Here is a 13,529-nt window from a genome sequence, read left to right as displayed (position 1 = left end):
GTCAAAATAGTATAAAATGGAATCACCTTCCCATACATTGAATTCGGGTTAATGTCTATTTTTAAGCGTTTTTTTCGCATTTCCCGTTTGCGGCTGGCATTCCTTCTGTTTGCTCTGGTGTTGACCTTGCCCGCCTTTGGGTTAAATTTGCTCAGTGCAATGGAAAACCGGCACAAAGCAGAAGAAAATGCCATTGTCGAGATGATGTCCATGGTTAGAATGCTCAGCCTTGCCCAGGAGCGACAGGTTGAGGCTTCCCGTCAGGTGCTGGCGGTGATCTCCGACCTGGCACGGGAGGGGAATGGCGATCCGGAATTTTGTCGGCAAGTCTTAGCCAATCAACTGGCGCGCTTCCGTCAGTACAACTTCTTCCTTGTGGTAGATGAAAACAGTCAGGTCACGTGCAATATCATGCAGGTGAAATTTGAGGACCTGCATAACCGCCAGTGGTTTCAGTATGCGCTGAGCAGTAAACAATTTACCGTGGGCGAGTATCGAATCAGCCCTTTTACCGGACTGGCAGAATTGCTGGTGGCATATCCTTTTAAAACTTCGGATGGTTCTCTCCGGGTGATGATTGCCGCCCTGAACATGGACTGGATGAGAGAGGTGTTTCGGCGTTCTTCTCTTCCTGCGCAATCCGTGATGACCCTGACAGATGATTCGTCAATTGTTCTCCTGCGCCTGCCGGATCCCGTCGGTTTTGTTGGACGTCCCATTCCCGAACAGATTTTCACGCCTCTTCAGGAAGACCCAACGAAAGTCACGATCCGGGGGCAGTCGCTGGACCAGGTAACGAGAGTGTTTGGGGTGGAGCGTTTTTATAACACCACAGGTGAACTGATCGGCTATTTTTTGCTTGGAATTCCGGAAACCAGCCTTTATCAGGAAGCCAGCCGGACACTGGAGCGGGATGCTTTCCTGATGGGTCTGGTGGTTTTGATCAGTGCACTGCTTGCCTGGTTTGGTTCCGATGTGGTTTTGTTAAGAAGCCTTCGTCAGATGGTGCGCACCACTCAGCAGATTGCGGCTGGAAATTTCACCAGCCGCACAGGAATGGCAAATCAATGGGGAGAATTGGGAGGGCTTGGAAGCGCAATTGACGACATGGCGCAGGCGCTTATGGATCGTGAACGCAAAATTCAGCAAGCGCTCAGTGCTCTCGAAGAAAGCGAATCCCTTTTCCGGTCGCTTGCGCTCAGCACCTCTTCAGCCATTTTCGTGTACCGGGGGGAACGGTTTGTTTATCTCAACCCGGCCTGTGAAGTGTTGACCGAATACCCGCTGGAGGAACTGCGTCAGATTCCTTTCTGGCAGATCGTGCATCCTGATGATCGAGCCGTTGTGCGAGAACGCGGCCTGGCGCGTCAGCGTGGGGAGCAGGTGCCCAATCATTACGAGTTTCGTATTCTCACCAAAAGCGGGCAGACCCGCTGGCTGGACTTTACTTCTACACTCATTCAATATCAGGGACAGCCCGCCGGTCTGGGCACTGCCTTTGATATCACTTCGCGAAAACTGGCTGAGGAGACCTTACGGCAGAGCGAACAAAGTTTTCGCTTAATGTTTTTCAACAATCCTCTGCCCATGTATGTATATGATCAGCAATCTCTTCAGTTTGTGGATGTCAACCTTGCTGCATTGAAATTGTATGGATACACCCGGGATGAGTTTCTGAGTATGCGCCTGCCGGATTTGTACCATTCAGATGAGGCAAAATCATTAAGAGATTTGCTGAATCAGCGCATTCCTGGACAGTTGCATTCTGGCGAAAGCCGTCATGTTCTGAAAAACGGTCGCATCCTTTCGGTAGAAGAACATGCTCACTCTCTGCCATTCGAACAGCGCGAAGCGGTGCTGGTGGTGGTGTATGATGTCACCGACCGCAAGACGGCAGAGCGGGTGCTTCAACGCAATCTGGTTGAACTGCAAACCCTGTATGCAGTGGCTGTGGCAGGAGTGGAAAGCGAGAACGAAGATGAACTCATCACCCGCTTTGTGCAGATTGTCCGCACGGCTTTCCATCTGGATCATCTGGGTGTGGGATTGCTCAACGAGGCTGGGGATGCCATTATGGTTCATCCTGCTTCGTATTCTGGCGACGAGAATATCCGCTATGAAACCATCCGCATCGATCAGGGAATTTCAGGAAAGGTTGCCCGCACAGGTATCCCTTACCGCCTTTCCGATGTGCGCCTTGACCCGGACTATTTAGCAGTACGTCCGCAGGTGCGTTCGGAATTATGTGTGCCGATTAAACTGGGGGGAAGAGTTATCGGGGTGGTGAACGCTGAAAGTTATCAGGTGAATGCCTTTTCCGAAACCGATGAGCATTTAATGACTGCGCTGGTGGGCGTTTTGAGTTTGGCATTTGACCGTTTGCGCTACGTTGCCGCTGAGCGCCGCCGCCGGCTGGAGTCGGAAAAACTGCGCGAGGTGGGGGCTGCCCTTACCGCAACGCGAGACTTAAATACCGTACTGGAACGCATTCTGGATAATCTCCGCGAGGTGGTGGAATATACCAGCGCTTCGATTTTCCTGTTTGTGAATCAAAACGTTGTCCTGGCGGCGCAGAGAGGTTTACCAGCCTCTCTGGTACAGGAATTGCCCAAGTACTTAAACCAGTTGAGTACGTCTTCCATCGAACAGGCAAAAAAAGGTCCGATGATTATTCCCGATACCAGCAAATCTGACCGCTGGCAGGTGCTCAAGGGTACGGAATATGTTGCCTGCTGGATGGGTATTCCTCTGGTGGTGGAAGGGCGCCCGATTGGTATCCTCAATCTGGATCATCATCAGGTGGGATTTTACAATCAGGAGCATCTGGCGCTGGCGGCAGGTTTTGGACATCAGGCGGCAATTGCGATTGATAATGCTCGATTGTTTCATGAACTGGAACAAAGCAACCGTGATTTAATCAAAGCCTATGATGAAACCATCGAAGGCTGGTCGCGCGCTGGAATTGCGCGATCAGGAAACCGAGGGTCATACCCAGCGGGTCACCGAGATGACCATTGAACTGGCGCGGGCTTATGGCGTTCCTGAAGAAGAGATTGCCCACATTCGCCGTGGGGCGTTGCTCCATGACATTGGCAAGATGGGGATTCCCGATTCCATCCTCTTAAAATCCGGCGAATTGACCGAAGAAGAGCGCGAAATCATGCGCATGCACCCGGTGCTGGCGTACCGCATGTTGTCGGATATCAGTTTTCTGCGCAAGGCGATGGAAATACCTTACTATCATCACGAACACTGGGACGGGAGCGGGTATCCCTTTGGATTGAAGGGGGAAAAGATTCCTCTGGCGGCTCGTTTATTTGCCATTGTAGATGTATGGGATGCTTTGCGTTCTGACAGACCCTATCGTAAAGCCTGGAGCCGCGCAGAAGTCATCGAATACATTCGCTCGCTCAGTGGGAAGCAGTTCGATCCACATATCGTAGAAATTTTTCTGAAAATGATCTGACCCCTTTATGCGGACGGAGACGGCTCCGCAATCTTTTTCTTCAGCAGTAGCATCCATCCCCAGATCACCCACAGCAGCAGGGCCGGGCGTGTGCCCCATGTGACTGCATCGGTTGCGCCGTGAAACAGTAATACCCAGAATGCGGCAAGCCCCGCCGCACCTGAAGCCGGGATCCACCATGGGACTGTGGAGGGTGCGCGCCAGGCACGCCACGCGCATTGGATGCATTGCCAGAGGCATGCCAGCCATGCCAGCAGTCCGGGAATACCGGTATCCAGGGCGATCTGGATAAAGAGGTTGTGTGCATGAGATGTGGGTATCAGTGGGGAAGGCATGGGAAAAAGGTGGTTTACCGCCAGCCCATAGGTTCCCATGCCAATCCCGCTCAGTGGAAACATTTCTACCAGCCAGAGCCCGCGTTGCCACAGAGACTGGCGGAGATTGAGTGACGCTTCTGCAGAACTGAACCAGTAAATGGGTTTGATAAAGGTCTCTATGGCAGGGAAGGCCTGCCAGAGAATCAGCCCCAGCAAAACCAGAACGATGAATGCGGGGAATTTCCAGCGCAAGATCAAAAGCAACAACAGGCTGGATATTGCCGCCAGCAGCGCCCCTCGTGAAAGGGTGAGAATCAGCACGAAAAGCACCAGACCTCCAGTCAGCAGAGCAAGTGGGGCGCGTATCACATGAAGCCATCCTTTGCCCCACAGGAAAAGGGCTCCCGAGACTGGCAGAAGCAATGCCAGGTTGCCTGCAAACACGTTGGGGTGTACCACTTCGTCCAGGCGGGGGAGATTGCCCACCCATTCCATGGGATTGAGCATGGGGATTTTGTTGGGTACCCATTGAATGGTGAGCAAACCTGCGCCTGCCAGGATGACACTGAGAACCGCCATACCATACAGGATAAGCCGTCCATCAAATGATTTCTTCTGATGGGCGAGGGCATAGCAAACCCCAATTCCGCTGAGGGCGCGGGCAATTTGTTCGGCTGTCCAATCCTGAAGCGGACTGACCCAGTACGAAATGGCAAAGGTGAGTAAAATAATCAAGACAGGCGCATCCAGAGGGGTTTTGCGGTCTTCGCGCTCATGCAATAACCAGAAAATCGGAATAAAAATCACGGAGAGGATGAGCGCAGATCGGTTGAACAATCCCAACCCGGCGCATGCCATCAAGAAGGGAAGTTCCAGAAAGAGCAATGCTGAACGAAGAGAAGACCAGACGCGCATCAAAATTTAGTATAAACCAATTGCTCAAATGGGTTCAACGAAACCCCATTGGAACGTTCCTCTTCTTTTTGTTTCTGGCTTTGATGATCAGTGGGGTGTTACCTCAAGCCGTGCGGGTAAATCGGGCAGGGATGGAAGTCCTTCACACACTTGTCCAGAAGGATCCCCAAGCGTTGAAGCATTTTTCCGTCCAGTGGGCAGATTCATCCTCTCAGGATTGCCGCCTGTTATGGCTTTCGGCAGTGTCCACAGTGTCATCTCAGGGGGCGCTTCTCAGCCATGAGGTGCTTCTACGCGCCATTCGCTGTCAGCCGGGATATCTGGAAGTTTTGCGAGGACTGGCGCCCTATGATGTGTCTCTCGCAGAAGAAGTTGTCCGGCTGTACCCGCGAAACCCGAGTGCTTTAATGTGGCTGGCAGAGGTCAAAGAGCGCTTTGATCGGGTTCAGGCGACTGAGTTGTACGAAATCGTCACCCGTGTGGATCCCAAAAATGGACTGGCATGGTGCCGCCTGGGGGCACAGCGCCAGAATCAGGGCGATTTGGACAGAGCGCTTACGGCGTTTCAGGAATGCTGTGTGCATGGTGACCCTGGCTCAAATGGATGCTGGCGCGCCGGCGGGATTTTAGAGCAGCAAGGGCATCTGGAAGAAGCCATTTTCTGGTATAACCAGAGCCGTTTTTCCAGTGCCCTGAAGCGTGCTCAAGACCTGCAACAAAGAATCTCCGCTCCGGGACAGGATTAACCTTCAAATTCTCTTTTTAGACAATTGTGGTATATTTATGCGTATGTCTGAGCAAAAATCTGGTGCCAAGCATTCTTCTAAAGTCAAACGTCCCTCTTCCAAACCCCCGAAGGTGCCCCTGCCTGAAGAGTCCAATGAAAATGAACTGGAAGCGGTGCTTCCTCTATCCGAGGAACCGGAAGAAGAGGTCTTGCTTGGAAAAGATCTCATGGAGGACAGTGAGGTTGAGCCTCTGGTGGAAGACTGGCAGGAAATAGCCCTCGAGGAACCTGCGGATTTACTGGACGAGTCGCTGACAACGCTGGAGTTCTCTGAGGATCCCGTTCGGCTTTACCTGAAGGAAATCGGGCAAATTAATTTACTGGATGCCGATAGTGAGTTCCGACTGGCGGCGCGCATTGAAGCCCTGCGGCATATCGAAGCGCTGGAAAAGCACATTGCTCCCAAAGATGGCTCGGGTTATTATGCGTCCCTCTATCAGGTGATTGCAAAGGAATTATTGACCGAATGGGGACGTCTGGAAGAAGATGCCCACACCCTCCAGCAAGGAGAATTACCCGATTTGAGCCTGATTCTGGCGGAAGCCCAATTGCTGCGTTCTCACTGGCAAGCCAGTGAACCCAGTTATCTGCGCACGTATCTCGATAATGGCTTATGGGGAAAAGATCCTCTCTGGGAAGGGCTGGTGCGACATGCCTTCAGTGTTTTCATCAACCTGTATGTCTTGCCTCCGCAACTGGCACAGCCGCTGATGACTTATCTTCGGGAAGTTCGTGAATTACCGCGGTTGGAATTTTTCACCGAACATATGCCTTCCGAAGAGGTGCTTGCGGAGGAAATTGAAGGCGTGCGGCGGCGAGCCGAAGAAGCCAACCAGACCCTTATTCGGGCAAATCTGCGTCTGGTGGTGAGCATTGCCAAGCGTTATCTGGGGCGGGGGGTATCCTTCCTGGATTTAATTCAGGAAGGCAATCTGGGACTTTTGCGTGCGGTGAACAAGTTTGACCCTACCCGGGGATACAAGTTCTCCACGTATGCCACATGGTGGATTCGCCAGTCGATCAGCCGCTACATTGCCGAGCAAGCCCGCACCATTCGGATCCCTGTGCACCTGTTTGAATCCATCACCCGTCTGTTGCGGGTTCAACGCTCGCTGATTCAACAGTTGGGACGCGAACCCACTGCCGAAGAACTGGCACTGGAAGCGGGTTTTCTCTCTGATGAAGATGCGCAAGCCATCCGCAAAGCCCGTGCCGAAGGCAAACCCATTGATCCCGAATTAATGCGCCGGTGGAATTTTGCTACCAGCAAAGTTCAGCGGGTATTGCAGTCCGCTGAAGAGCCGGTCTCCCTGGAACGTCCTGTAGGAGATGAGGATAGCAGTCAACTGGGGGATTTCATTGAAGACGATGAAGCCCTGGAGCCAATGGACGCTGCCGCTCGGGAGATGCTCCGTGAGCAGGTGCAGAACGCTCTGAGTATCCTTTCGGAGCGGGAGCGACAGGTTCTGGAATTGCGCTTTGGGCTCATTGATGGCAAAGATCATACGCTTGAAGAAGTCAGCCGATACTTTAACGTTACCCGTGAGCGCATTCGCCAGATTGAAGCCAAAGCCTTGCGAAAATTGCGTCACCCAACCCGCAGTCGCCATCTTCGGGAGTACCTCTAGATCATTCAGGGCTGTGCACTTGCACAGCCTTTTTCAGGGTGGCACATTTCTGGCATCCCTAATTGAAAGGAATTTATAAGGTTAGAGAATAGTTTGTCTCAGTATAATTAGGGCGGACTATGGCGAATCGTGTCTTGTTGATCCAATCCGATATGCGCCCTGCACAGCCTTTAGCGCGTTATCTCAAACAACGCGGCGATGAAGTCTGGCAGGCATGGGATTTGGGGCAAGCCCAGGCGCTGATTCAACAGGTTAAACCCCATTTGATTTTCTTTGACCTGCATTTTCCCAGCAATGAGTGGTGGGTTTTTCTGCGGAATTTGCGCCAGTTTCACCCTCAGGTCAAGATCATCATGACCAACAAGTACCCCGATCTGCAGCGGGAGTTAAAAGCCCGCGAGCAAGGGGTACAGGTTTTCCTGCGGCAGCCATTTTCTCAGCGGTGGATTGAAGAGGCGCTGAAGCGGGTTTACGAACAGACGCAACCACGCCCTGAGCAACCTCCTGCTCCTCCGCGCACGCTTCAGGTGCGCGTCCCCGTGCGGGTGAAGATCATTTTCCCGTATCTGGTGCTGGCTTTGCTCTTTGCGCTGGCAAGCGCGTATATCGTCAGCCGTATCCTCATGGAGTCGAACCAGTCCCGTTTCCTCAATCAACTCTATGCCACAGGGAAGCAAGCCCAGGACTGGTTTGTTCAGGAAGAAGATCGTCTGTTGGGGACGCTTCGTCAGGTTGCCAACACGGAGGGGGTGGCGGCGGCACTGCAGCAGGGAGATGCTGAGGCATTGCGATTGCTGGTATTGCCTGTGACGGTGAATGCCAGAGAAGAAGAAATTACGCTGCTTAACCTGTCCGGCGAAAGCATCCTTACTCTGATGGTGACTCCCGGAAGCATGGGCGCCAGTTATGAATCGACCAGAGGGAGCGCAGTTTACGCCTCCTGGAACTTTGTTCAGCGCACCCTGCGCGGTGAAACAGACGAACTGGGCGATAAATTTGCCGGCGTGGGGGAAGGTCCCCTCGGGAAAACCTTTTACGTCAGCGGTCCGGTTTTTAATGCGGAGGGCGTTCAGGTTGGCGTGGTGCTTGTTGGAAAAACGCTGACCACATTGTCGCGTGAAATGTCTGCGGATACTCTCAGCGCGGCAACGTTTTATGATCTGAATGGGGAGGTGCTGGCATCTTCCCTTTTCTCGGCGGGGATGTCGTCTCCCATTTCGGGAGAACTGGTTCAGCAGATTCTGAGTCTGCAGGAACAGGGTAGTTTAACCCGCGATCTCACCCTTTCTTCGCTGGATTACACTGAAGTGTTGGGTCCCTGGGAAGTGCGTGGCGGTTCTGACCTTGGTGTTCTGGGAATTTCCCTGGCAAAAGCCTTCCTTATCCGCACCAGCCAGGCCACTCAGGTGCAGATTTTCTCTCTGGTTCTGGCGGGCATCCTTCTGGTCATCCTCGTCGGTTTATTCCTGGCAAACCTGTTCACCCGTCCAATTGTCCGCCTGCTGGATGCCTCGGCAGAGGTGGCAAAGGGCAATCTGGAAGTCAAAGTGGATGCCGCGGGGAACGATGAGTTAGCCGTGCTGGCTCAGGCGTTCAACACGATGGTGGCAGGACTGCAGGAAGGCTCAATTTACCGCGATTTGTTGGGACGTACGGTCAGCCCTGAAGTGCGCGAACAGTTGCGTCAGACTTTCACCTCTGGAAACCTTCGTCTGGAAGGGCAGGAGGCGGTTGCGACCATTCTCATGACCGATATTCGCGGTTTTACCTCGCTGTCGGAGAAAGTTGATCCTGCCACGGTGTTCCAGTGGTTGAACGAATATTTTGAGCATATCGTGCCTGTAATTACCGCTTATGGTGGAGTGGTCAATAAGTTCGATGGTGACGCTGTGCTGGCATTCTTTGGCATTTTGCCGCGTCTGGTCAGTCCCAAGCAGTCTGCGCTCTCTGCCTGTCAGGCGGCAGTGGAAATGCTGGAAGCCATCGAGCAATTTAATCTGCAAAGGCGCGCCCGCGGCGAGCCGCAGTTGATCACAGGCATTGGTGTCCATACGGGCGTGGTTATGGCAGGAGGTTTGGGTACCTCTGACCGTCTGCATTACACGGTGATTGGGGACACGGTGAACACTGCCCAACGTATTGAAGCCCTCACGCGGGAACTGTTTGATGGCTCTGCAGTGCTGATCAGCGAAGCCACTTACCTGGCTCTGGCGGAGCACCGCGAGAAATTCCACCTGCGTTCCATGGGCGAGCAGAGTGTGCGTGGAAAGAGTGAGAAACTCACTGTCTATCACCTGCTCCCAGCCAGAGAGGGTGGAAAATGGGAGGCGATGCTATGACTGCGCTGGCACCTTCCCAGCAACAGCCTCGCCGTCAGTGGCTTCTCTGGATTCTGTTATTCCTGCTGATTCTCTTTGCAGGAGTGCTCGTACTGGGGCTGTTTGTCTTTTCTTCTGAGTGGGTACAAGCCTCGGCGTTTCTCCCTGCTGCCCTGCATTCGGGTTTGCGTGCCGACTACAGCGCTGATTTACGGGCTTATTCTTTCCGCGCTTTGCAAATGGGAGTTGTTGAAGAAGCCATTCGGGATCGCGAACGTCTGGGTGAGCCTGTGGGCGGGAATATGTTGCCCACGTTGAGTATTTTCCTGCAAACCCCTGTACCGACGATTACCCCGACAGCCTTTTTCTCACAAAATGTAACCCCTACCTTGCTGGTTTCTCTTACACCCACGCAGTTTTCTCTGGACTTAAGCCCAACCGCATTGGTGACGCCTACCCTCACGCTGGCTTTTTCTCCGACGGCTACGCTGGCTGTGAGTTATACCCCGACCCGCACCCTTGTCTCTACCTTGCCGGTGAGTTCTCCGACCCGCACGCCTGTCTTTACTTCTACAGTTGGAATACCTACGGCAACTCCTCTTCCTCCAACCCCAACCTCGCTGCCGCCTACCTCCACCCGTGTGCCGACCAATCCTTCCCCGACACCCACACCTCTGCCTCCTACGCCAACCCCATATCAACCGCCGATTGAACCTTCGCCACCCACTCCATACCCATAATGACGTACCATGATACCCTGGATGGAAATCCTTGCAGGTGGGATGATTCTCCTGCTCCCCGGAGCGGCGTTTCTGGCATGGCAACCATCAGAAGACACCGATCCGGTCTGCCGGATGATGGATGCAGTGGGACTGAGCATTGCCCTGACCGCTCTGATTGCCATGGTGCTCTGGTCACTGAATCTTTTCCCCGGCGCCTGGGGAGCGCTGATCGGGTATGCGCTGGCGCTGGTCTTCTGGATTGTGGCATTACTGCTGAGAGAGAAGGCTTTTTCCTGGCGTGTTTTCTGGCAAGATGGCGTGAAAGTGCTGGCAGGTCTGGCTTTCTTTACGGGATTGTTGATTTTCCGTCTGGAACAGGCAAAACCGCTCGTTCTTCCTGCCTGGGTCGATTCGGTTCATCATACTTTCTTTGTGCGAATGATTCTGGAACAGGGTGGAGTGCCGCGAACATTATCGCCCTATCTGGATGCGCCATTTCATTATTACTTTCCCTTTCATTTAATTACGGCTTTGTTTGCCTGGATTACCGGAATGCACCCTGCCGATGCTGTTCTGGTATTGGGGCAGGTTATCAGTGCTTTGCTGGCGCTGGCAATCTATCGCCTGGGGCGTGCTTTGAGAATCCCGCCTCTGGCAGCGGGTATGGCGGCTTTGCTGTGCGGATTTGTCACCCAGATGCCGGCTTATTACCTGACCTGGGGGCGTACCACCTTGCTGATGGGCTTGCTGGTGCAGGCGCTGGCAATGTCTGCTGTGCTGGACTACCGGCGTTTCCCATCTCGTTTCAACGGTTGGAAAGCCGCTTTGCTGGTTTCCGGGCTGGCACTGACCCATTATTTGTCGCTGTGGGTCTTCGGCTTATGGGTGCTGGTGCTTTTCCTGGGGGATGTTCTGGGAAAGCCGATCCGTCAGTCGGTGGAAACCGGGGCGCTTCAGCCTTCTCAAACCGACCTTTCCCGGTGGACCTGGCTGGGCTGGATCATTTTGGGTGGTGTTGGGGCTTTCCCTTACCTAATTCCAGCGTTTCTTTTCAATCTGAATCATGTTCAGATTTCTGCACCAGCGTTCACATGGAACCAGCAGGACTGGAAGTATGTCTGGCAGTATCTCGGTCCCCAGTACAATCTCTGGGTGATGGGCATGGCGGGATTTGCCGGTTTGCTGGCTCTGCGCCACCCCCTGTTGAGAAGGTTTGCGCTGTGGGGATTCCTGGTGTTTTTTCTTGGTTTGCCCATCGCTCCTCGTTTTGGTCCTTTTCGCGGCGATTTATATTTGATTCAGGTGTTTTTCCCTGCGGTACTTTTACTGGGGGCTTTGCTTTCAGATGCCATCCAGGCATGGGGTCGGAAGACTGTGCCATGGATCCAGCCCATCCTGTGGGCGCTGGTGATGATCCTCTTCTTCCTGTGGGGCATTCGGGAGACCCGCTCCATCTTGAATCAGGGTACGGTGTTTGTCACCTCTGCGGATCGAAAAGCCTTGGAATGGGTAGAAAAGAATACCCCACCACAGGCTCGTTTTTACATCAATGCGGCGTTGTGGTCATGGAATATTTACCGTGGGGTGGATGGTGGGTACTGGTTGTTGCCCTTTACCGGGCGTTTCAGCCTTGTTCCGCCCGTCCCCTATGTATGGACGGATCCAGTCACGCAGGAACGGTTTAACCGCTGGGCAAAAACTGCCGAAACCCTCAAAGGCTGTTCCCCGCCATTCTGGGATCTGGTACGGGAAGCCGGATTGACGCATGTGTATCTTCGTGAAGGAGTTGGCAGTCTTCAGCCGCAGGATCTCAAAGATTGCCCGCGTCTCAAGGTCATCTATCAACAGGAAGGGGTGTACCTGTACGAGATCATTCCGCTTCGTTAAGGATTTCCTCGGCGGGGATGAGGGGAGGGCGTGGTTCTTTTTGAATGATGGTCAGGTCATGCATCCAGCGTCTGGAGCGGTAGCGCCAGTAGCCGATGAAAAGTTTGACCAGTTCCTCGCTCATTACCAGCAGATAAACCCAGTAGATTTCCATCTTGAACACAAACGCTGCCAGCAATGCCGAGGGCACGCCAATGACCCAGAGCGTGCCTACATCCAGCAGAGCGCCAACCCGTGTATCTCCACCGCTTCGTAAAATTCCCACCACCAGTACCATATTGGATGTACGAATCCACACGCATGCACCCATAATCAACAGAAGGTTGCGGGCGTAGAGTTTTGCCTCGGGGGAGATGTTGTACAGGGCGGGTATAAAGAACGAGGCAAGGATAATCAGCCCGCCGACCAGAAATCCGCCGATGAGATTCAACCGTAAAGACCAGCCAGCATAACGGAATGCCGTCTCGCGTTCCCCGGCGCCCAGCCGATTGCCAATCATAATCGCGGTAGCGTCAGTAACTCCTATGAACAGGACAAACGCCATGCCTTCAATGGTGGAGGCGATGTTATACGCAGCAATGGACTGTGTGCCAATACGTGCGTAGATAGCGTTGTAGGTACTGATGCCCAGAGCCCACAAACTTTCGTTCAGGATGACCGGGAAAGCCACCGCCAGAACGGCTTTTAAGTAAGAGAAGTTAAAATCGTACATCTCCTTGAGAGAAGCAGCGGCTGGCAGGCGTTTCCAGTAGGTGAAGAGAATCAGGATCAGTGTTTCCAAACCTCGCGCAATCAGGGTGGCGATGGCGGCTCCCAGAACGCCCAAACGGGGAAAACCCAGCAGTCCGAATATCAGCACGAATGAGAGCCCCGATTTTATCAAAATGGCGATAATACCCGTAGTGGTGGGCAGACGTACCCATCCTGTACTGCGGTGCACCATGCCATAACAAAACGAAACGGCAATCAGCGGGTAGGTCAGACTGATCAACCGAAGGTAAGGAATGCCTGTGTCAATGACCTGCGAGTCACTGGTGTAAATGTGCAGGGCGGTGGCTGGGGAGATCTGGACGAACAGCAGGAAAGTTAGGCTTGCCAGAAGACAGATGCTCAGCCCGATTCCGAATACCCGGCGGATGCTGGGAATGTCCCGTTTCCCCCAGTACTGGGAGATGAAAGCCGCCGCGCCGCTGGTTGTGCCGAACAATACGAACATCATCAGAAAGCCCAACTGGTTGGCAAGTCCGACCGCAGCAACGGAAACTTCCCCCAGTTGTCCGAGCATAAGCACATCCACGGCGTTCAGAACAGAGGAAATGGCTTGTTGCAGGATGATGGGGATAGCAATGGACTGAAGCGCTTCCAGGTAGGCTTTATCCTGGAGAAAAGGAAACCAGCGCTGGAGAGCGGGCTGTAATGCAGACTTCATCGAAAACTCCTCAAAAAAGTAAACGTTTTCATGGATTAAACCACATTTTTCTCTGCATTT

8 protein-coding genes and 2 pseudogenes are annotated in these 13,529 nt (G+C 53.3%); 8 read left to right on the top strand and 2 right to left on the bottom strand.

What is annotated here, in order from left to right:
* Positions 1 to 51: 51 nt before the first annotated feature.
* Positions 52 to 3,018, top strand: a complete 2,967-nt coding sequence (locus LHF31_RS00420) for a PAS domain S-box protein (RefSeq protein WP_303773119.1) — start codon at positions 52 to 54, stop codon at positions 3,016 to 3,018.
* A complete protein-coding gene (locus tag LHF31_RS00415; RefSeq protein ID WP_303773117.1) occupies positions 2,927 to 3,466 on the top strand; it encodes an HD-GYP domain-containing protein in 540 nt (179 codons plus the stop codon). Before LHF31_RS00420 ends, LHF31_RS00415 begins: the two co-directional genes overlap by 92 nt.
* 5 nt (positions 3,467 to 3,471) lie before the next feature.
* Here LHF31_RS00415 and LHF31_RS00410 read toward each other — a convergent pair whose 3' ends face one another.
* Positions 3,472 to 4,698, bottom strand: a complete 1,227-nt coding sequence (locus tag LHF31_RS00410) for an O-antigen ligase (RefSeq protein WP_298005557.1) — start codon at positions 4,696 to 4,698, stop codon at positions 3,472 to 3,474.
* A gap of 20 nt (positions 4,699 to 4,718) precedes the next feature.
* Here LHF31_RS00410 and LHF31_RS00405 point away from each other — a divergent pair, with 20 nt between their 5' ends.
* From LHF31_RS00405 to LHF31_RS00385, 6 genes and pseudogenes are all read left to right on the top strand, one after another.
* Complete coding sequence (locus tag LHF31_RS00405) at positions 4,719 to 5,444, top strand: tetratricopeptide repeat protein (protein ID WP_298005549.1); 726 nt, start codon at positions 4,719 to 4,721, stop codon at positions 5,442 to 5,444.
* A gap of 37 nt (positions 5,445 to 5,481) precedes the next feature.
* Positions 5,482 to 5,841, top strand: a pseudogene (locus LHF31_RS14595) (sigma-70 factor domain-containing protein); the annotation flags it as partial.
* Between the two features lie 327 nt (positions 5,842 to 6,168).
* Positions 6,169 to 7,113 (top strand): annotated as a pseudogene (locus LHF31_RS14590) (sigma-70 family RNA polymerase sigma factor); the annotation flags it as partial.
* A 119-nt stretch (positions 7,114 to 7,232) separates the two neighbouring features.
* Positions 7,233 to 9,452, top strand: a complete 2,220-nt coding sequence (locus LHF31_RS00395; RefSeq protein WP_303773112.1) for a cache domain-containing protein — start codon at positions 7,233 to 7,235, stop codon at positions 9,450 to 9,452.
* A complete protein-coding gene (locus tag LHF31_RS00390; RefSeq protein ID WP_298008031.1) occupies positions 9,449 to 10,171 on the top strand; it encodes a hypothetical protein in 723 nt (240 codons plus the stop codon). The genes LHF31_RS00395 and LHF31_RS00390 overlap by 4 nt, the downstream gene beginning before the upstream one ends.
* Before the next feature lie 9 nt (positions 10,172 to 10,180).
* Entirely contained in the window at positions 10,181 to 12,040 is a 1,860-nt protein-coding gene (locus tag LHF31_RS00385; RefSeq protein ID WP_303773110.1) for a hypothetical protein, read from the top strand.
* Here the strand turns inward: LHF31_RS00385 and LHF31_RS00380 are convergent.
* The gene (locus tag LHF31_RS00380) at positions 12,024 to 13,469 is read right to left on the bottom strand and encodes an MATE family efflux transporter (protein ID WP_298008035.1); all 1,446 of its coding nucleotides are present in this window, start codon (positions 13,467 to 13,469) and stop codon (positions 12,024 to 12,026) included. The genes LHF31_RS00385 and LHF31_RS00380 overlap by 17 nt on opposite strands.
* Between the last annotated feature and the right edge of the window lie 60 nt (positions 13,470 to 13,529).

Origin of the sequence: Anaerolinea thermophila, from assembly GCF_020723905.1 — a bacterium.
Classification (GTDB): Bacteria; Chloroflexota; Anaerolineae; order Anaerolineales; family Anaerolineaceae; genus Anaerolinea; species Anaerolinea thermophila_A.
This window is presented reverse-complemented; position numbering and strand designations above follow the sequence as displayed.